This window comes from Novosphingobium anseongense (assembly GCF_037482895.1).
In the GTDB taxonomy this organism is placed as follows: domain Bacteria; phylum Pseudomonadota; class Alphaproteobacteria; order Sphingomonadales; family Sphingomonadaceae; genus Novosphingobium; species Novosphingobium anseongense.
The window spans coordinates 520,897-541,272 of sequence record NZ_JBBHJZ010000003.1; the positions used below are offsets into that span (position 1 = coordinate 520,897).

General features: G+C 68.3%; 16 protein-coding genes. 6 read left to right on the forward strand and 10 right to left on the reverse strand.

The window, feature by feature from the left end; all coding sequences use genetic code 11:
• Positions 1–59 precede the first annotated feature (59 nt).
• Entirely contained in the window at positions 60–2,540 is a 2,481-nt protein-coding gene (locus tag WG901_RS16470; RefSeq protein WP_339588183.1) for a TonB-dependent receptor domain-containing protein, read from the forward strand.
• A 49-nt stretch (positions 2,541–2,589) separates the two neighbouring features.
• Here WG901_RS16470 and WG901_RS16475 read toward each other — a convergent pair whose 3' ends face one another.
• Positions 2,590–3,168 (reverse strand): FMN-dependent NADH-azoreductase, encoded by a 579-nt coding sequence (locus WG901_RS16475; RefSeq protein ID WP_339588184.1) that lies wholly within the window; start codon positions 3,166–3,168, stop codon positions 2,590–2,592.
• 90 nt (positions 3,169–3,258) lie between these two features.
• Here WG901_RS16475 and WG901_RS16480 point away from each other — a divergent pair, with 90 nt between their 5' ends.
• Positions 3,259–3,441, forward strand: coding sequence for a hypothetical protein (locus WG901_RS16480; protein WP_339588438.1), 183 nt, complete (start codon positions 3,259–3,261; stop codon positions 3,439–3,441).
• On the forward strand, positions 3,423–3,644 hold the full coding sequence (locus WG901_RS16485; protein WP_339588431.1) for a winged helix-turn-helix transcriptional regulator: 222 nt from the start codon (positions 3,423–3,425) through the stop codon (positions 3,642–3,644). The genes WG901_RS16480 and WG901_RS16485 overlap by 19 nt, the downstream gene beginning before the upstream one ends.
• A 9-nt stretch (positions 3,645–3,653) precedes the next feature.
• On the opposite strand, the gene WG901_RS16490 is transcribed toward WG901_RS16485, so the two are convergent.
• The 9 genes from WG901_RS16490 to WG901_RS16530 all read right to left on the reverse strand — a co-directional run bounded on the left by WG901_RS16490 (position 3,654) and on the right by WG901_RS16530 (position 15,097).
• Positions 3,654–4,943 (reverse strand): glycoside hydrolase family 130 protein, encoded by a 1,290-nt coding sequence (locus tag WG901_RS16490; RefSeq protein ID WP_339588185.1) that lies wholly within the window; start codon positions 4,941–4,943, stop codon positions 3,654–3,656.
• A 68-nt stretch (positions 4,944–5,011) separates the two neighbouring features.
• Complete coding sequence (locus WG901_RS16495; protein WP_339588186.1) at positions 5,012–6,130, reverse strand: CapA family protein; 1,119 nt, start codon at positions 6,128–6,130, stop codon at positions 5,012–5,014.
• Complete coding sequence (locus WG901_RS16500) at positions 6,130–7,314, reverse strand: CaiB/BaiF CoA transferase family protein (RefSeq protein WP_339588187.1); 1,185 nt, start codon at positions 7,312–7,314, stop codon at positions 6,130–6,132. Before WG901_RS16500 ends, WG901_RS16495 begins: the two co-directional genes overlap by 1 nt.
• Positions 7,311–8,495, reverse strand: coding sequence for a CaiB/BaiF CoA transferase family protein (locus WG901_RS16505; protein ID WP_339588188.1), 1,185 nt, complete (start codon positions 8,493–8,495; stop codon positions 7,311–7,313). Before WG901_RS16505 ends, WG901_RS16500 begins: the two co-directional genes overlap by 4 nt.
• Positions 8,482–10,953 (reverse strand): 2-hydroxyacyl-CoA dehydratase family protein, encoded by a 2,472-nt coding sequence (locus tag WG901_RS16510; protein WP_339588189.1) that lies wholly within the window; start codon positions 10,951–10,953, stop codon positions 8,482–8,484. Before WG901_RS16510 ends, WG901_RS16505 begins: the two co-directional genes overlap by 14 nt.
• A 1-nt stretch (position 10,954) precedes the next feature.
• The gene (locus WG901_RS16515; RefSeq protein WP_339588190.1) at positions 10,955–12,208 is read right to left on the reverse strand and encodes a CaiB/BaiF CoA transferase family protein; all 1,254 of its coding nucleotides are present in this window, start codon (positions 12,206–12,208) and stop codon (positions 10,955–10,957) included.
• Entirely contained in the window at positions 12,205–13,251 is a 1,047-nt protein-coding gene (locus WG901_RS16520; protein WP_339588191.1) for a TRAP transporter substrate-binding protein, read from the reverse strand. The genes WG901_RS16515 and WG901_RS16520 overlap by 4 nt, the downstream gene beginning before the upstream one ends.
• Before the next feature lie 5 nt (positions 13,252–13,256).
• Positions 13,257–14,564: a TRAP transporter large permease gene (locus WG901_RS16525; RefSeq protein ID WP_339588192.1), complete on the reverse strand. Its 1,308-nt coding sequence runs from the start codon at positions 14,562–14,564 to the stop codon at positions 13,257–13,259.
• Positions 14,561–15,097, reverse strand: a complete 537-nt coding sequence (locus WG901_RS16530; protein WP_339588193.1) for a TRAP transporter small permease — start codon at positions 15,095–15,097, stop codon at positions 14,561–14,563. The genes WG901_RS16525 and WG901_RS16530 overlap by 4 nt, the downstream gene beginning before the upstream one ends.
• Positions 15,098–15,238: 141 nt before the next feature.
• On the opposite strand from WG901_RS16530, the gene WG901_RS16535 reads away from it, so the two are divergent.
• The 3 genes from WG901_RS16535 to WG901_RS16545 all read left to right on the forward strand — a co-directional run bounded on the left by WG901_RS16535 (position 15,239) and on the right by WG901_RS16545 (position 20,375).
• Positions 15,239–15,733 (forward strand): MarR family winged helix-turn-helix transcriptional regulator, encoded by a 495-nt coding sequence (locus WG901_RS16535; RefSeq protein ID WP_339588194.1) that lies wholly within the window; start codon positions 15,239–15,241, stop codon positions 15,731–15,733.
• A 215-nt stretch (positions 15,734–15,948) separates the two neighbouring features.
• Positions 15,949–18,612, forward strand: coding sequence for a TonB-dependent receptor plug domain-containing protein (locus WG901_RS16540; protein ID WP_339588195.1), 2,664 nt, complete (start codon positions 15,949–15,951; stop codon positions 18,610–18,612).
• On the forward strand, positions 18,612–20,375 hold the full coding sequence (locus WG901_RS16545; protein ID WP_339588196.1) for a CocE/NonD family hydrolase: 1,764 nt from the start codon (positions 18,612–18,614) through the stop codon (positions 20,373–20,375). Before WG901_RS16540 ends, WG901_RS16545 begins: the two co-directional genes overlap by 1 nt.
• Position 20,376: the final 1 nt, after the last annotated feature.

Genomic DNA, 20,376 nt, shown 5'->3' on the forward strand with positions numbered 1-20,376 from the left:
GGTAAATCCCCGGGAAACCACGCCAAGTGCGGATGGCGGCAACCGGGATTCATTTTTACATGAAGAAGGCCGTTTATCTGCTCGCGGGAGCCTCGCTGCTCCACGCCCTGCCGGCGCTCGCTCAGTCGACGCCCACCCAGACCGCACCTGTCGTCACCGCCAAGCCTCAGGCGGAGAATGCCCACCAGGAGGTGTTCTCCACCGGCGTCGCCAAGGGCCGCGACCGGCTCGACAGTGCCACCTCCACCAGCGCGCTGCGTGGCAGCGAGGCCGAAAAGCTCGGCCCGCGCCCGCTCGCCGACATCTTGCGCACGATGCCGGGCCTACGCGTCGAGTCGGGCATCGGCGAGGGCAATGCCAATTATACCGTCCGCGGCCTGCCGCTGGCGGCCGGCGGCTCGAAGTACATGCAGATCCAGGAAGACGGCCTGCCGGTCATCGAGTTCGGCGACTTCTTTAACTTCGGTGCCGACGTCTTCTCGCGCGCTGATTTCAACCTCGCGCAGATCGAGTCGATCCGCGGAGGTTCGGCCTCGACCTTCGCATCGGATTCGCCGGGCGGCCTGATCAATCTGATCTCCAAGACCGGTGAGACCCAAGGTGGTTCGATCCAGTTCACCAAGGGCCTCGACTATGGCGAGAACCGCTTCGACGCCGACTATGGCGGCAAGCTGAGCGAGAGCCTGCGCTTCCACGTTGGCGGCTTCTATCGCTGGGGCGAGGGGCCGCGGACCATCGGCTTCACCGGCTACAAGGGCGGCCAGATCCGCGCGAACATCACCAAGCAGTTCAGCAACGGCTACATCCGCCTGCACGGCAAGTACCTCGACGACCGCTCGCCGACCTTCGCGCCCTATTTCTTCAAGCTGACGGGCACCGACAGCGATCCGACGATCGCCAACCTGCCGGGCTTCGACATCCGCAAGGATTCGGTGCTCTCGCCCTACATCGGCCCGGTGGTCACGCTCGACGGCGAGAACAAGCTGCAGAAGTTCCCGCTCAAGTACGGCATGCACCCCGTGTCGAAATCGGTGGGTATCGAGGCGCAGTTCGAAGTGGCCGGTTTCACCCTGACCGACCGTGCGCGCTATTCGGCGAACAAGGGCGATTTCCTGCGCGTGTTCCCGAACACCGCCGACACGGTCACCGCCTTCGCCGCCTCGCAGGCCGGCGCTGGCGCGATCGCGCGCTATGCCAGCGGGCCGAATGCGGGCCAGCTCGTCCCGACTAATGCCAACGGCAACGGCCTGCTCGCGCTGTTCTACATGGCCGAGACGCGCGCGCGCAGCCTCGACAACTTCACCAACGACTTCCGCGCGACGCGCGTCTGGCGCGTGGGCGAGGGCAACCTCACCGTCACCGCCGGCCTCTACAAGGCGATCCAGACGCTCAAGTCGGAATGGCTGCATTCGGCCTTCGACGCCGACGTCGCGGGCGACGCCCAGACGGCGATGGTCAACGTGACCAGCGTCGCCGGCGTGCCGCAGACGGTCGACGGCTACTATGCCTACGGCCGCGGTCGGACGAGCAAGTTCCGCCGCATCTTCGACGTGAAGTACAACATCACCGCGCCCTATGCCTCGGTGAACTACCACGTCGGCAAGGTCGCGATCGGCGGCAGCCTGCGCTACGACAGCGGTCGCGTGCGCGGCCAGCTGTTCGGCGCCGACCTCGAAGGCGGCCGTGTCGGCCTCGTCACGCAGGACATGAACGGCGACGGCGTGATCACCGCGCCCGAGCGCAGCGTCGCCTTCCTGCCGCTGACCCAGCCCGCGCCGGTGAACTACAACTACGGCTACCTCAGCTATTCGGCGGGCGTGAACTATCGTATCGCCGAACAGCTTTCGGCCTTCGCGCGCTACAGCCGCGGCGGCCGTGCCAATGCCGACAAGATCCTGTTCACGCCGATCGTCAGCACGGTCGACGGAAGCGTCGCCGACAGCAAGGACAAGTACGACGAGGTTCGCCAGCTCGAAGGCGGCTTCAAGTTCCGCACCTCTAACGCGACCCTGAACGGCACGGCCTTCCTGGCCCATGCCGACGATCACAACGTGCTCAACGGTTCGGCCAACCGGACCTTCCGCTCCTATCGCGCCTACGGTCTGGAGCTGGAGGGCGGCTATCGCACCGGCCCGTTCAGCGTGACCGCAGGGGCGACCTATACCAAGGCCAAGATCACCGAGGACAAGCTCGATCCGACCTTGACCGGCAAGGAACCGCGTCACCAGCCGGCCTGGACTCTGCAGGCGACGCCGCAGTACGAGACCGAACTGTTCACCGTCGGTGCGAACGTGGTGACGATCACCAGCTCCTATGCGCAGGACAGCAACCTGCTCAAGATGCCGGGCTTCACCGTGGTCAACGCCTTCGTCCAGATCCGTCCGGTCGAGCGCGTGCAATTGATGGTCAACGCCTACAACCTGTTCGACAAGATCGGCTTCTTCGAGATCTCGCAGAGCACCGTGCCCGCCAACGGCATCGGCACGGGCCGGGCGATCAACGGCCGGACGATCTCGGCCGCACTGCGCTACGACTTCTGATGTAACGCATGGGGCCGGTGTTGCCGGCCCCATGCGGGAAGGTGGCCTATCAGGCCGTGGCTGCGATCGGCGCCACGTCGTCGATCCAAGCCAGGGCAGCGTCCAGAGCCTGCTGGCGATGCTCTGGACCGATGGCCACGCCTTCGGCGATCACGATTTCAGGAGCGGTGATCCCCGCGAAGCCGAGCATGGCGCGCAGGTGGCTTTCGGCGTGCTCGTTCGCCTCGCCCGGGCTCGCCTTGCCATAATACCCGCCGCGCGAAGCGGCGACGATGACGCGCTTGTCGCCGGCCAAGCCTTCGGGCCCGGTTTCGGTGTAGCGGAAGGTCCGGCCAGCGATCAGGATGTGGTCGAACCAGGCCTTGAGCTGGCTGGGAATGCCGAAATTGTACATCGGCACGCCGATCACGACGACGTCGGCCGACAGAAATTCTTCCAGCACGGCTTCGCCCTCGGCGCTGCCGAAGCGGGCGAGCGTCAGGTGCGGCAGCGGATCGGCGGCGAGATCGCGATAGGTGACCGCGGCGGCGGGCGCGTGCGTCTTGAGCTGCGCGACGATAGCGGCGGAAAGCAGGCGGCTGGCGGAAGCTTCTGCCTGGATCGAGGAATCGATATGGAGGATCTTCATCGGGGGCTGTCCAAATTGGTGCGGAGACCCCAGCTAGCTATGGGGCGCCAGCGGACGCGCCAAGAACGCATTTTTTGAGGGCCTAGTCACATGGATATGACCGTCTCGTCGCGCGCTTTCGATCTCGGTCATCAGAAGTGCGGCAAGCTGGCCGAGCATCTGTCGCGCATCGGCGATCGCTGGACGCTACCCGTGGTGGTGACCTTGCGCGAGGCCCTTCGCGCTTCAACCAGCTCCGCCGAGACGTCGCGGGCATTTCGCAGCAAATGCTGACGCGAACGCTGCGCGCGCTCGAGCGCGACGGCATGGTCGAACGCACGGTCCACCCGACGGTGCCGCCGCAGGTGGTCTACGCGCTGACCGCGCTGGGCAATTCGCTGGGCGACCAGGCACTCCAGATCGGCAACTGGATCGAGAGCAACATCGCCAACATCGAGAACGCGCGCCAGTCGTTCGACGCGCGACAGGTGGATTAGGACAGCGTCCTATTCCGCGACCATTACCGAAAGCAGATCGTCGAGATCGGCCACGGCGAAGGCGGTGAACTCGTCGGCGACGCCGAAGGGCAGCAGGACACGCCGCTCGTAGACGAGTGCGCCGCAGCTATAGGTGACGTTGGGTACATAGCCGCCGCGCTGCTCGGCACTGGGGAAGACCACCGGCGCGCGGGTTCTCGCCAGCACCCGTGAGGGATCTTCCTTGTCGAGCAGGCAGGCGCCGATCGCATAGCCGCGCACCAGACCGACGCCGTGGGTGAAGACGAGCCAGCCCTCGGCGATCTCCAGGGGCGATCCGCAATTGCCCATCTGGACGAATTCCCAGGGATAGCGCGGTGTCACGATCGGTTTGCCGGTCTCCCAAGTGTAGAGGTCCTTCGAGCGCAGCAGCCAGATGTTCTCGCTGTCCTGCCGGCCGAGCATGACATAGTCGCCGTCGATGCGGCGGGGGAACAGCGCCATGCCCTTGTAGCCGGTCATCGCCCCGGCCAGCGGCCGCATCTCGAAGGTGCGCAGGTCGATGCCGCGCAGCATTTCCTGCTGCACGTTCCGGCCGTCGTAGGCGGTATAGGTGCCCATGATCTGCTCGCGGCCGTCGTCGTCTCGGAAGCCGACGAGGCGCAGGTCCTCGATCCCCTGGCGCTGCGAGGGCAGGACGGGGAAGATCACGGTTTCGGAAACGTCCTGGCTCTCGTCGCATTGCAGCCGGACCCAGCCTTCGCTGTCGCTCTCGATCCGCGGCGGGATGCAATGCGGGCTCGGCGGGTCGATCGTCAGGGCGCGGTCACCGTCCCAGGTGCCGGTGCGAAAGGTGACCGATGAGACGTGCCCTTCGCCGATCCCGCGCAGCGAGAGCAGGAAGTGCGGATGGCCCTCGCTGGTGCCGTCGGCGCCGGGAATGCGGACGATGCTCGGATTGAACAGCGCGGCGGATTCGAAGGCATATTCCTGGCTCAGATAGGCGCCGAGCAGCAGCTTTTCGCGGTCGTCGAGCGCAGGCAGTTCGCCCAACTCATCGGCCAGGCAATCGACTTGGCGCAGGAACATCGCATCGGCATTGCGGTGCCGCTCGCGCATCGGCCCATGCAGAAAGTCGAGCATGCGCTCACGCACGTCCTCGTCGAGCGCAAGGACGCGCTGCGCCACCTGCTGCAGCCGCGTCGGGCGATCTTCGGCGAAAGCATCGGGATAGCCGAAGTGGAAAGGCCGGATGACGGTGCGCGCGGGGTCGGGATGCAGCTCGCAGTTGAGCTTGGTGAACACGTCCGCAGCTTCCATGCCTGTTCTCTCCCCGGCGCGGGAGCCGCGCGATCAGACAGGCTCAACGCATCGCGAGCGTTTGGGTTCTAGGAGAAGTCCTGCGTCAGGTCGAAACGCCCCGCCACATCGGCGGCAAGGCTCAGGCCGGGCAGGCCGGCCTGGCGCCCGATCGCATCGACATAGGCCGCGATTTCTCCGCTTCTCTCCCCGGCCACGATCGGACGGCCCGGCGGCTCGAACCAGATCGGAATGAAGCCCGTTTCGAGCCGACCGTCTTCGTGCCAGAGCAATCGTCCGATCAGGCCGTTGCGCGCCTCAGGGTGGAACGGCGCGAGCGGATAGTCGGGCAGCGGCGCAAATCCGAAGAGGCGCTGGCGTCGCTCAGCCCAATCGGCGCGGGCGGGATGATCCTGCGCGGGGGCGAGAGCATGGGTGACGACGACGCCGTTGCCCAGGCCGTGGAACACGGGCTTGCCGTCGATAAACTCGATACCGCGGGCGATATGCGCGTGGTGACCTGCGACGACGTCCGCCCCCGCGCGGATCGCCGCCTCGGCGAGCGGGCGCTCGTAGGCGGCGAGCTCGGCCGGCCTGTGGGTGATGCCCTTGTGCAGCGCGACGACGACGAGATCGGCCTTGGCGCGTGCCCCGGCGATGTCGGCCGCCATTTCGGCCAGCGAGGCGGGATCGATCTCGCGCAGCTCGGCCTGCGGTCGGCTGGGGCCGCCGTCGACCGCCAGCACTTTGACATAGGCGCAGCCGGGCTTGTCTTCGGCCGCCCAGCACAGCTCGGGTCCGACGCAGTTGTAGCTGAGCAGCGCGATCGTGCGACCGCCGGTCTCGATCAGCGCCGGCGCGCGCGCTTCGGCCAGGCTCATACCCGCGCCGGCGTGGGCGATATGGTTGCGGTCGAGCCCGGCGATCGTCTCGGTCAGGCCCGACACCCCGCAGTCCATCATGTGGTTGCCCGCCATCGATACGGCGGTGAAGCCCGCACGGGCGAGCGCGTCGAGATGCGCGGGGTCGGCACCGGGCGCGGGGACGTCGCCGGGCATCTCCTCCTCGCTGGTGGTGTAGGGCACTTCGAGGTGGCCGATCACGACCTCGGCCGCGCGGGTCAGTGGTGCGATTCCCGAGAGCCAGTGGTCGGGCTCGGGCACGTCGAGGATCAGGTCGCCCAGCAGCAGGATCTCGGTCGCGGCCATCAGATCGCTTTCCGTTCGCGCAGGTCGGCGATCTCGGCGCCCGACAGGCCGAGCTCGCCGAGCACCGCATCGGTGTCGGCGCCGAGCGCGGGCACCGCGGGCGTCGCCGCAGCGGTCTCCACCGCGAAGCCCGGTCCGAGCACGCCGAGCGGCTTGTCGTGCCCGGGGAGCAACGCCTCCTCCAGCAGCCCGCGCTGCGCCATGTGGGGATGCTGGAGGACCTCGCCGATGTCGCGCAACATCGCCGCGGGCACGCCGGCCTGGGTCAGTTCGGTCTCGAGCTCGGCCGCCTCGCGGGTCAGCAGATATTCGGTCAGCCAGCCCTTGAGCGCGGCATAGTTCTCCACCCGCGCGGCGTGATCGGCGAAGCGCGGATCGGTCAGCATCTCAGGCCTGCCGAAGGCGCGGAACATCGCCTCGATCTGGTGCTGGTGGTTGGCGCCGAGCGCGATCCAGCCCGCGGCCGTGGCGTAATATTCGGCCGTGGCGACGAGCCGGAAGCCGCGGTTGCCCGTGCCCTTGGGCGCCTGGCCGGTGTAGTCCCAGACGCTCGCCGCCGATCCCATGATCTTGAGCGCGGCGTCGACCATCGCGACGTCGAGCCGCTTGCCGCACCCGCTGGCATCGCGCTCGCGCAAGGCCGCGAGCAGCGCGATCGCGCCGAGGTAGCCGGTGAAGCAGTCGACCACGGGAATGCCGATCTTGAACGGCCCGGCCTCGGTCCCGTTCATCACCGCCATGCCCGAGACGGCCTGGGCGATGTGGTCGTAGGCGCCCCAGTCGCGCCAGGGGCCCGACTGGCCGAAGCCGCTCAACGAGAGCATGATCAGCCGCGGATTGGCGGCGCTCAAGGTCTCGTAGCCGAGGCCGAGCCGGTCGATCACGCCGGGGCGGTAGTTCTCGACGACGATGTCGGCCTGTTCGGCCAGCCGCAGCGCCAGCGCGACGCCGTCCTCCGACTTGAGGTTGAGCGTGACCGAGCGCTTGCCGAAATTGGCCGCGGCGAAGGGTACGCTCATGCCGGGCAGGCCGGCGTGCTCGGTATAATGGCGGAAGTCGTCGCCCTTGACCGGCGGCTCGACCTTCACGACCTCGGCGCCGAGCTGCTGGAGCATCTGCGTGCAGGTCGGCCCGGCGATGGCATGGGTGAAATCGAGCACCCGAATCCCGGCGAGCGGTGTCATGCGCGGCTGTCCCTCTCTGCTGAAAACGCCCCGGCCGCCGCCAGCGCGTCGGCATCGAAGCCGAGTTCGGCGAGGATCGCGGCATTGTCCGCGCCCGCCGCGCCGGCGGCCTGGGGCGGCATGGTCTGCGTCTCGGAAAAGGTGAAAGGCAGCGCCAGTTGCACCAGCGGTTCGGCCTGGCCGGCGAGCGGGACGTCGAGCACCATGCCGCGCGCGCGGTTGTGCGGGTGGGCGAGCGCTTCGGCCGGGCTGTAGACGGGCATCGCCTGGGTCTCGGCTTCGGAGAGCAGCGCGAACCATTCGTCGCGGCTCTTGGTCAGCAGGACCGCGGCGATCTCCAACTGCATCGCCGCATGGCCCGCCGGATCGTGCTGGCGCTCGGCGAATTCGGGCTTGCCGATCGCGACGCAGAAGCGGCGCCAGTAGGCGGGCTCCATATCGGTGGTGCACAGGTACTCGCCGTCGGCGCAGCGCCAGACGCCGCCCTTGGGATGCCAGGCGCCGAGCTCGGGCAGCTCGGCGAGATCGTCGTGCCGCCCCATGCCGACGAGCAGCAGCGGCATCGCGGCATCGGACATGGCGACGTCGACATGCTCGCCGCGCCCGCTGCGCGTCCGGCCCTGCAAGGCCAGCAGCAGCGCGATCGTCGCATGGGCGCCGGTCAGCACGTCGGCGACCTGCAGGCCGGGCAGCGAGGGCACGGGCGTGCCGTTGAGCCGCGACAGCGTTCCCGCCAAAGCCAGCGCGAGCGGATCATGCCCGGCGCGGCCTGCCAGCGGCCCGGTCTGGCCGGCGAAGCTGACCGAGAGGTAGACCAGCCGCGGATTGAGCGCGGCCATCGCCTCGTAGCCGAAGCCCATGCTGGCCATGACCCCGGGGCGGTAGTCCTCGATCAGCACGTCGGCTTCGGCGATCAGCTTCTCGAGCACCGAGCGCGAGGCCTCGGCGCCGGGGTTGATCAGCAGGCTGCGCTTGTTGCGCGTGTAGCTCGGGCGGGCACGGCGGCGGGCCGCCGCTGCCGTATCCTCGTCCTTGCCGAACATGGCCTGCTGCTTGGCCAGTTCCCGCGGATGCTCGATCCGCACCACATCGGCGCCCATGTCGGCGGCGATCCAGCTGGCATAGGCGCCGGGCAGGAAGCGCGAGAAGTCGACGATCTTGAGGCCATCAAGTGCCGGCATGGCGCTGCTCCGCACGTTCGCGCGCCGGGCCTTCGACGAAAGCCGTGATCGCCGCGTCGATCGCGGCGCCGTCCTCGCTCTCGCGGTTGAAGTTGTCGGCGGTCAGTTCGAGCACGGGGAAGCCCGCCGCGCGCAGCGCCCGCACGACGAAGGGATCGGCATCCTGCAAGGCCACCACGCCGTCGATGCTGTGCGTCTGCGCCTCGTGGACGTGCCAGGGCCCGGCCCAGGTCGGCATGCGCAGCTCGTCGCCCATGCAGATCACGCGGCTGGCCAGCGCGCGCAGCGGATCGCGGCCGCCCGAGAGATCGCGGATATAGCCGTCGGCGGCGAGCGCGAGGTACATCGACCAGACGAAGACCGCGCCGTGGCTCTCCTCCCACTTCTGGTAGAAGCCCATCTCGCTCCACAATCCGCGGCCGACCCACATGAGCCGCACGCGCTCGTTCGGTACAGCGGCGAGCCCGGCGTCGACGCGGGCCTGGACCTCCTCGTAGAAGTCCTTGGCCGCGTCGCGCGCCCAGACCGTGCCGCGATGCCATTGCGGCACCATCGTCGCAGGCATCGAGTCGACCACGCCGATCGGCGCGGGGACCGTGCGCGCGACGAGATCGCGGGTCTTGCGGTAGTATTCCTCCTGCTCGTTCACCAGGGTCATGACCTCGGCGAAACGCTCGGCCGAGAAGGTGCGGCCGGTCCTGGCCTCGAGCCGCGCGATGACCTCGCGGATCTCGGCGAGCATGAGGTCGACGCGCTCGTCCTCGAGCACCGAGTCCCAGTGCGCGGGCAATTGCGCCCACCAGTCGGCGAACAGGTCGGCGCGCGGATCGGTTGTGCGTTCGTAAACGTAGCTCTCGGCGCCGACATCCTCGCCCCATTGCTCGAACAGCTTGAGCGTCGGGTCCGACGAGGCGACCGCGTGAACGAAGTCGGGCCGGGGCAGGCCGCCCCAGGGCGCGTGGTCGGCATCGTCGTCGAACGCGGCGGCCAAGCCTTGCGCGCTATAGGCCTCGACGTCGGCCGGATAGTCGTGCGCGCGCAGCAGTCCCTGGTAGCGGCGGCTCTGCTGCTTGGCAGCGACGATTGAGGCCCACCACTGGTTGACCACGAAGGGAATGTCGAGCGCGCGCAGGATCTCCTGCGGGGCATTGGCATTGACCATCGCGAAAGGCGCGCCTTCGGCCACCTGCTGGCGGACCGAAGCGAACCACTCGCGCTGGTAGGCGTTGACGTCGGCCACCGAGGACAGCGACTTGCGGCTGCGCGACGGGCTGGGGCGGGGTTTGCCGGTGGCGGGTTTGGGAGCAGCCGCGGGTTTCTCGATCGCTTGGCCGGTGAGGAGCGCGGTCAGGGTTTCGGCGAAAGCCGCGTCGGGTATCGAGCTGCAGCGGAGCGCGGCGAAGCGCAGGTTCTCGGGCAAGGCGCGTTTGAGCCGCGCGACATCCCAGGGCGCGGCTTCGTCGCCGTCGAGCGTCAGGTGGAGCACGAGATCGGCCTCGGCGGCGAGGGCGGCTTCGGCCACGCGTCGGGCTTCGGCGCTCGGCGAGGCAACGCGCGGCGGGACGGCGTGTGCGAGCCCCCAGGCGTGGGCTTCGCCGACGACCTGTGCGCCCGCGGCTTCGATCGCCTGGTAGAGCTCGGCGCCCTCGTGGGGCGTGCCGCAGACCAGCACGCGCCGGGCTACCAAACCAGACTCCGCTCGTGCTGAGCTTGTCGAAGCACCAGGCGCGACGGTCGCGCCAGCACCCTTCGACAAGCTCAGGGTGAGCGGGGTTGGGGTTGGGTGGTGAGCCGCAATTTCGACGGGTGCTTCGAGCAGGGCCACGAGCGCTGCATTGGCCCGGTCGACGGGCAGGATCGCGCAGGCGCCGATCAGCGCGAGCATGTCCGAACCCGCGATCCGGCCTTCACGGCGCAGTGCGTCACACCGCTCCAGCAGCGCGGCCTGTTCCGCGAGCAGCGCCTCGGCCTCGGCCAGGCTCTCGACCGTGGGCCGGCGCCCACCGAGCGAAACCAGCCAGTCGTCGAGCTGCGCCAGGCGCGTGGCATTGTAGGCGCGCGACGATGCGCGATCGATGTGCAGCAGGTCGCAGAAGTGCACCTGCTCCGGCACCGGCTCGCCCAGCCGGCCGAGTTCGCGCAGCGCCGCAAAGATCTGCGGCTGCTCGCTGTCGGCTTGGGTGATCAGCACCGGTACCTCGGGCCGCACCGGCGCCACCAGCGCTTCGAGCAGCCGGCGACCGCGCGGGCCGATCTCGGCGGCGCCCATGATCGTGTCGGCGCGCGGCGTCGCGGCCAGCCGCGGCGCGACCAGGCGTACCGGCTGGAAGCCCGCGGCGATCAGCCGCGTGCGCGGGGCGTCGAAGCCCAGCGTGCGGACCGGCCGGCGACCCGCGGCGAGCGCCGCGGCGACTTCGGCGTCGGGATCGGCATAGGCCGAGAGCAGCGCGGCCAGCATGTCAGATCGCCCCGGCCGCCTTGAGCGCGGCGATGCGATCGTCGTCGTAGCCGAGCAGGTCCTTGAACACGCTCTCGTTGTGCTCGCCGATGCGCACGGGCAGGGCGTCGTCGAAGCCCGTGGTCGCGCCCGAGAACTGGATCGGCACGCCGGCCGTGCGCAGGTCGATGCTTGAGCCATAGGTCGGATGCTCGACCGCCATGGTCTCCTTGCGCGCGACGACGCGCGGATCGACCAGCGCGTCCTCCGGGTGGCGCACGGGCGCGACGGGCACGCCCTTGGCCTCAAGCGCGCGGACCACCTCGACCAGCGGCAGCTGGCGCGACCAGGCGTTGATCTTCGCTTCGAGCTCGGTCGCATTGGCGACGCGCGCGTCGCGGTTGGCGAAGCGCGGATCCTCGGCCAGCTCGGGCTCGCCCATCGCCGCGAAGAGCCCGCGCGCGAGCGGTTCGTGCACCGCGACCACCGAGACGTAGCCGTCGGCGCATTCGAACACGCCGAACGGCGAGAGCCGCTGGACGGTCAGACCCGTGCGCGAGGGCATGCCCGCGGCGGCCATGGCCGACCAGTTCTCGATCGCGACGAAGGAGGTCAGCGCGCCGAGCATCGAGACGTCGACGTGCTGGCCCGTGCCTGTGCGGTGGCGCTGCTCGATCGCGGCAAGGATGCCGATCACGGTGAACACCGGGGCGAGCATGTCGGCCACGGGGATGCCGATGCGCACGGGCGGGTGGCCGGGCTCGCCGCTGGTGAACATCGCGCCCGACAGCGCCTGGACGATCACGTCCATCGCCTTGCCGCCGTCGCGGTCGGTCGCGCCGAAGCCTGAAAGCGAGGCGAAGACCACGCGCGGGTTGATCGCGTGGCAGGCCTGGTAGCCGACGCCGAGCCGGTCGGCCGTGCCCGCGGTGAAGTTCTCGACGACGATGTCGGCCTGGCGGACGAGATCGAAATAGACCTCGCGGCCTTCGGTGGTCTTGAGGTCGAGCGAGACGCCGTACTTGCCGCGCGCGCGGGTCAGGTGCGAGAGCGAGAGATCGTCGTCGTGGCGCCGCTCGACCTGGATGCCGTCGCGGCCCAGATAAGGGCTGTTCTCGCGCGCGAGATCGCCGCCCTTGGGCTCCTCGACCTTGATCACCTTGGCGCCGAGGCCCGCGAGCAGCAGCGTGCAATAGGGCCCGGCCAGCGCGCGGGTGAGGTCGATGACCGTCAGGCCCTCGAGCGGCCTTTGGGTGAGGTCGCTGCCATTGCTCACGGGGATACTCCTGATTGGGAAGCCGGGCAGGCCTTGGCGCCGCCGGCGATGAGGCGCTGGGCCTCGTGGAACACGGGTTCGCCCTTCAGGCCGAAATCCGCGAGACGGCGGGCCTGGTCGAGCGCGAAGCGGTTGTAGAGCGCGTCGAAGCGCGCCTGGTCGGCCGCGGGGAGGGACAGCATCTCGACGCCGTGGCCGGCGGCGTAGTCGATGCCGGCCTTCTCGGCCTTGAGGATCTGATCGTCGAGCGCGGCCTCCCAGACGGTCTTCGAAGCGGCCACGAGCTGCTGCAGGTCGGGCGGCAGCCGGCGCCAGGCGGCGTCAGACATGGCGCGCGCCGGATAGGCGCCGCGGCTGAAGCGGATCGTCGAGAAGTGGTGCGCGACTTCGGCGAAGTGCAGGCTCTTGATCGTATCGGCCGGGGCGACGACGCCGTCGATCACGCCTTTGGCCAGGGCCGAATAGACCTCGCCCATCGGCATGTTGACCGGATCGGCGCCGAGCGCGCGCAGCACGTCGATCGCGTCGCTCTGCGCGCGCAAACGAAGCCCCTTGAGATCGGCGAGGCTGCGCACGGGCTTGCTGCGCGTCAGCACGCCGGGGAAATTGCCGCCCTGGACCGCGAGCACGTGGAGCCCTGCGAGTTCCTTGCCGAATTCGGGGAAGCGCGCGGCCAGGCAGTCGTAGACCGTCACCTGGTCGGCGATCGTCTGCACGCCGCTGTAGAAGCCCGACTGGACGCGCAGCATATGCGCGCCGCCACGTGCGTAGATCGGCGTGATCAGGCCGATGTCGGCGAGCCCGTGGCGGATCTCGACCATCGACATGTCCGAGCTCAGCAGCGCGCCCGACCAGAAGGGCTTGAAGGCGATGCGGCCGTGGCTGGCGGTCTCGACGTGCTTCATCCAGGCGATGTCGGCCTGGCTGAACGGATGCGCCGGCGGATAGGGGCTGGCATAGGTCAGCGTGTATTCCGCCGGCTTCTGATGCGGTGAACAGGCGGCGATCAGGGCGCCGAGGGCGAGGGTCAGGAGTTTACGCATGTCGATCACCCCGCCACTACGCTGGGCAGCCACAGCGTGATCACCGGCAGGGCGATCAGCATGGCCAGATGCAGGAAGTCCGCCACCAGGAAAGGAATCACGCCGCGGAAGATCGTGCCGAGCGACAGGTCCTTGGCGATGCCCTGGATGACGTAAATGTTGAGGCCCAGCGGTGGGTGGACGAAGCCTATCTCCATCGTGCGGACCAGGAAGATGCCGAACCAGATCGGGCTGTAGCCGAGCTGCACCGCGATCGGCAGGAAGATCGGCGTGGTCAGCAGCATCAGCGCGACGCCGTCGAGGAACGAGCCGAGCAGCAGCAGCAGCAAGGTCATGACGATGATCGCCACGACCGGGCTCGCGTGCCAGTCGGTCACCGCGGCGGACATCGCCTCGGTGATCCCGGTGACGCCGACGAAATTGGCGAAGGTTAGCGCGCCGATGATCACGACATAGATCATGCCCGCGGTGCGCAGGGTGGCCTTGATGGCATCGGCGACCGTAGCGAGCGAAAAGCCGCCGCGCACGGTCAGCAGCACGAGCGCGCCGATGACCCCGACCGAGGCGGCCTCGGTCGGGGTGAACCAGCCGATCATCAGGCCGCCGATGACGAAGAGGATCAGCGCGAAGATGTCGGCCACCTTGCGCAGCGCCGGCAGACGCTCGCGCCAGGGCACGCGCGCGGTGGCGGGGCCGAGCTCGGGGCGGAAGGCGCAGAGCACCATGATCGTGATCAGGTAGAACACCGCCTGGCTGAGCCCGGGGACGATGGCGGCGGCAAAGAGCTTGCCGATCGACTGTTCGGCGATGATGCCGAAGACGATCAGCGCGCCCGATGGCGGGATCAGCGAGCCGAGCGTGCCGCCGGCGGCAAGTGCGCCCGAAGCGAAGCCCGGATGATAGCCGGCCTTGCGCATCTCGGGCAGCGCGACCGAGGAGACCGTGGCGACCGTTGCGAGGCTCGAGCCGCTGATCGCGCCGAAGCCCGCACAACCGCCGATCGAGGCGAGCGCCAGGCCGCCGCGACGGTGGCCGACGAATTTGGCGGCGACGTCGAAGAAGTCGCGGCTGGCGCCCGCGGCGAAGCAGATGTGCGCCATCAGCAGGAACAGCGGCAGCACGCCGAGCTCGTACTTCGAGATCACCTCGAACGAAACCACGCCGCCCTTGATCAGCGCCGCTTCGGGCGAGATCATCAGCGCCAGGCCGCCGAGCCCGACGAGCAGGAGGCTGACGCCAATCGGCACGCCGGAGGAGAGGAAGAGCAGCAGGATGAGGATGCCGGCGAGGCCGATCAGCTCGGGCGCGATCATGCGGGCTTCCTCAAGGTGTGACGGAAGAAGGTGATCGCGATCAGCAGGGCGAAGGCGATCCAGACCAGGCGCAGCCAGCGCAGCGGAATGTGCAGCAGTTCGGTCTGCTCGAAGCCGTGGCAGAGGTCGCTCGCGACCCAGATCGAGCCGGCGGCGAGCACGAGGAACACCAGGCCGCTGACGAAAGCGCAGGCGCGCGCGAGCCGGGCGGCGGTGGGCCGGGGCAGCCGCTCGGTGACGATGTGAACGCTGGCATGGCCGCCGACGATCGTCGCGATCAGCATGGCCGAGGCGCCGAGCAGGACCACCGCGGTCTGCACGAGTTCGATCGAACCGAGCAGGTGAAGCCCCGTATGCCGGCCGGCGACCGCGATCGAATCGGCAGCGGTGGCGCCAAGCAGGCCCAGGCCGCCGAGGCCATAGGCCAGCCGCGCCAGCAGTCCGTGCGCGACGGGCGCGCCTTCGCTCGGCAGGTCCGATAGACTGTCTTCGGGCGGCGTCTGCGCCGGGCCGGGGCCGGCCGAATGATCCATTATGGTCGCCTCTCCACGCTGTTTCCAACCGGGCTAGCGGTTGACAGGTTCCGATCCCGGCCGTCTAATGAGCTGGTCATCGAGACTGTAGAATATTTCAACTATTTTTTCTGTCAACCATACCGAGAGAGTTCGCACCAAATGAATGCCAGGACCGGGATCCCGAAGCGCGCGAACGACAGCGGGGAGGCGCGTGTCAGCCTGGGCCGGCTGGGCGACTTCATCGGCTTCCGCCTGCGTCGCGTGCAGAACCAGCTCTCACGCAATTTCGCGGTCGTCTCGGCCAACGAGGGGCTGCGGTCGGGCCTGTTCTCGTCGCTGGCGATCGTCTCGGCCAATCCCGGCATATCGCAGAGCGAATTGTCCCGCGAAGTGGGGCTCGACAAGTCCGTGACGGTGACGATCGTCGACGAGCTCGAGAAGTACGGCTGGGCCGAGAGGCGTCGTTCGCCGAGCGATCGAAGGCGGCATGCGCTGTTCGTCACGCCCGCGGGCGAGGCCAAGCTCGAAGGCCTGTTCGCGCTGATGGAAAAGACCGAGGCGGCCGCGCTGCACCAGCTTACTGGCGACGAAATGCGCGTACTCAGCGAGCTGCTCGATCGCATGTACGAGGCAATCGTCCGCGACGATATCTAATGACCTGATCAAAAGTCTAATAGAAGGATAGTTGACTAATTCCACCAATTGCCGGAAAGTGATCCTGCCTGAGAGCCACCCGGCTCTTGGCGGTACGTCGAAATCGACGACCGTGCGGCGTGGAGACTGGATGCTTTAAGGCGGGGCGCGATGCCCCCGGTCCATCTTCCATGCCCGGCGCAGGTCAGGGTGACGCTTTTCAGCGGGAGGAAGACATGGCGACTTCGCGGAACTTCACGATTTACGGCTCGAGCCTGGCGCTCGCCGTGGCATTGCTTTCACCCGTTCAGGCGGCGGCACAGGATGCCCCCGCGGGTACGCCGGCCGACCAACTCGCCGATGAGGGCATCGTTGTCACCGGTAGCCGAGTGCGCGGCGAGGCGCCCGTCGGCTCGACCGTCACCGTGCTCGGCACGCAGGACCTGGCGGCTTCGGGCCGCGTCACGATCGACCGCGCGCTCAAGGAGCTGCCGCTGGTCTTCGACCTCGGCGTCTCGGAGAATTCGCGCGGCCAGTCGGGCGGCTCGGGCAACATCACCTATGGCAACTCGATCAACCTGCGCGGCATCGGCCCCAACGCGACCCTGATCCTGATCGACGGCCACCGCGTCACCAACAACAGCCGCTCGACCGATCCCTCGGTCCTGCCGACCCTGGGCGTCGAGCGCGTCGAGATCGTCGCCGACGGCGCCTCGGCGATCTACGGCTCGGACGCGGTCGCGGGCGTGGTCAACCTGATCCCGCGCCGCAGCCTCGACGGGGTCGAGGCTTTCGCCCGTGCCGGCATTTCGGGCGATGGCGACTATCACGAATATTCGATGGGCGCGGCGATCGGCAAGAAGTTCGAACGCGGCCAGGTGATGATCGCTTACGAGCACGTCGAGAAGTCCAGCCTGAACGGCCGCGATCGCAGCTTCTTCCGCTCGAACCAGACGTCTTCGGGCGGCAACGACTATTCGGTGCTGCGCTGTGCCCCCGGCACGATCCGTGCGACCCAGGGCGGCGTCACCACCAACTATGCGATTCCGGCAGGCGGGCTGACCTCGCCCGGCCAGCTCGTCGCGGGCACCAGCAACCGCTGCGACGATCTCCAGGGTCAGGACCTGGCGCCGCGGCAGAAGTACGATTCAGTCAACGGCACTTTCACCTACGACCTGACCGACTGGCTGACCGTCTTCGCCGACGGCTTCTACAGCAAGCGCGTGTTCGAGCGGCAGCCGGCGGCGATCAACGCCTCGCTGACCGTGCCGCAGACCAACGCCTTCTTCGTGCGCCCCGCGGGCTTCACCGGCACGAGCTATGCGCTAGACTACAACTTCATCCGCGACGTCGCCCCCAACACCTCGCGCGGCTACGGCGAATCCTGGCAGATCACCCCCGGCGTGCGGATCAAGCTGCCGCACGACTGGCAGTTCGAGGCGCTGATCGGCAAGGGCAAGACCAGCGACAATTCGAGCTCGTTCCTGGGCATCAACAACGCTGCGCTGAACGCTGCCCTGGCCAGCAGCAACCCGGCCACGGCCCTCGATCCCTATGGCCTCGGCCGGACTCAGGCCTCGGTCATCGCCGGCATCTTCAACCAGATCTCGATCAACCCCACCATCGGCCACTTCACCGGCTACGAAGCGCGCGTGAACGGCGCGCTGTTCGATCTGCCCGGCGGCACCGTGAAGCTTGCGGCCGGCTATGAAGGCCAGGAGTTCACCGTCGATCTGGGCATCGCCCGTGGCGGACCGACCACGCCGGTGACCTACACCTACCGCAGCCGCCGCGTCGACTCGGGCTATGCCGAAGTGCTGATCCCGATCTTCGGACCCGAGAACGCGACGACGGGCTTCCAGAAGCTCGAGCTCAACGCGGCCGTGCGCTATGACCGGTATTCGGACGTCGGCTCCACGACCAATCCCAAGTTCGGCGTGTCCTGGGTGCCGTTCGACGGGGTGAAGCTGCGCGGGTCCTACGGGACCTCGTTCCGCGCGCCGACCCTGCCGCAGATCTACGGCAATTCGAACCAGCTCTTCGTCCAGTCATACCAGAACCCGGCCGGCGGCGCGCCGATCGTCGGCGTCGCTCAGTCGGGCGGCAACCTCAACCTCTCGCCCGAGACCGCGACGACCTGGTCGGTCGGCATCGATCTCGAGCCGGTACGCAACCTCAAGCTCTCGGCCACCTATTTCAGCGTCGACTACAAGAACCAGGTGATCGCGCTGCTGTCCGATCTCGCCGTGCTGACGCGGCTGTCGCAATATGCCGGGACGGGCCTGATCGTACAGGGCGCCGGTGCCGCGCCGATCGTCAACGGCCTTGTCGCCGGCGGCATGGCGGTGTCGGGCGCGCTGCCCAATCCGATCACGCTGTTCGTCGATGGCCGGAGCCAGAACCTGGGCCGCTCGATCACGCGCGGCATCGACTTCACCGCCAACTACACGATCCCGACCGACAGCGCAGGCACCTTCAACCTTAACGTCAGCGGCACCTACCTGACCGACTACAAGACCAGCCAGACGCCGACCGCGCCGATCATCAGCCAGCTCAACCAGATCTTCCAGCCGCTGCGCTTCAAGATGCGGGCCGCGCTGAACTGGGAAATGGGGCCGGTCAGCGCGAGCCTGCGCGCCACCCACATCAACGGCTACAAGAACATCGGCGTGACGCCGAACCAGTCGGTCGCCAGCTATACCCCGGTCGATCTCAACCTGGCCTGGGCGATCGGCGAGGACAAGCGGCTGACCTTCGGGCTCGAGGCGCGCAACCTGTTCGACACCAAGCCGCCCTACGTCAACATCGCGCCGAGCTCGAACGGCAGCGGCGGCTATGACGCGACGACGACCGATCCGATCGGCCGTTTGATCGCAGCCAGCGTCCGCGTGAAATACTGATGCAACGGCCGCTCGTCACCCTGATGCTGAGCGTGCTCGTCGCCCTCGTGGTGGGCGCCTTGGCCGCAGCGGTGGCGGCGGAGCAGACGCTGACACCAGCGGCTGTGCCGTCGAGCTTCGGGCATTACCAGCCGCCCCCGACCTTCACCGAGCAGGTCACGACGACGCAATATCTGCCGCTGCGCGACGGCACGCGCCTGGCCGTGCTCGTCGCCCGGCCGGCCAGGGACGGCAAGCCCGTTGACGGCCGCTTCCCGGTCATCTGGCACCACTCGCTGAGCGCGACCCAGCAGGACGGCGACGGCGTCGGCCCGCGCAAGGGCGGGTTCGCTTCGATGCCCATGCTCACTGCCTATGGCTATGTCGTGGTGCAGGTGGCGCGGCGCGGCAACGGCCAGTCGTTCGGTACGATGCGCGGCTATCACGATCGCAACGAGGCGCACGACGCCTACGAGCTGATCGAATGGCTGGCGCGCCAGCCCTGGTCGAGCGGCGCCATCGGCCAATACGGCTGCTCGAACACCGGCGACGCGGCGATGCACGCGATGACGGTCAACGCGCCGCACCTCAAGGCGGTCTTCGCCGGCTGCTTTTCATGGAACAAGTACGACGCGATGCGCCGCGGCGGCATCTTCGCGCAGTGGGGCACCGGGCCCACGCGCACGATCGAGCAGGACATGGCCGTGCCGCCCGTCGCGGGCGACGAGGAAAAGGTCCTGCTGCGCCAGGCGGCCGAGGAACACATGCGCGGCGTGCCGCTGTTCGAGCTGTGGAAGAGCCTGCCCTATCGCGACAGCTTCGCGCCGTCGGTGCAGAGCACCTTCTGGGCCGAGGGCAGCGCTTCGAGCTACAAACCGCAGATCCTCCAGGGCGGGGCGGCGCTCTACATCGTCGGCGGCTGGCGCGACGAATTGCGCGACCAGGGCCTGATCGCGCGGATGAACATTCCCGGCGCGCGGATCCTGATCGGCGACTGGCTGCACTGCGAGAACGAGGGCTTCGCGCTCGTCGAGGAGGCGCACCGCTTCTTCGATCGCCACCTCAAGCAGATCGATACTGGCATCGATCGCGATCCGCCGATCCACTATTTCGTCACGGGCGCGGACGAATGGCGCGCGACCAGCGATTGGCCGCTGCCACAGGCCCCGCAGGTGCCTTTCGCGCTGGCTAAGGGCGGACTGGTGCAGGGCGCGGCACGCGGCGCCGCGCTGCGCCAGACGTTCGACGTCGACTACACCGTTCAGCCTTGCGCCGAGGCGGGATCGGGTTCGCGCGTCCAGCCCTGCCATCTGTCCGGCCAGGGCCTGTCGCTCGCGGGCAAGGTGCTGGCGGCGCCGGTCGAAGTCACCGGGCACGGCCTCGCCGACCTGTGGATCGCGGCCGACACGCCGGACGCCAACCTGTTCCTGCTGCTCGAGGATGTCGCGCCAGACGGCACGATCAAGGTCGTCACCGAGGGCCGGCTCAAGGCCTCGCTGCGCAAGCTCGATCAGGCGCCCTGGGCGCTGCCGGGCCTGCCCTGGCACCGCGCCTTCGCCGCGGACGTTCAGCCGCTCCAGCCCGGCGTGCCCGTGCGGCTGCAGTTCGATCTGCTGCCCACGTCCTACGTCTTCGCCAAGGGCCACCGCATCCAGTTCACGTTCACCGGCTCCGACCACCGCGAACGCGCGCGCGACCCGCAGGCGCAGCCCGCGCGGATCACCTTGATCAGCGACAAGGCGCATCCGTCGGCGGTCAGTCTGCCCATCGCTTCGGAGAGATAGA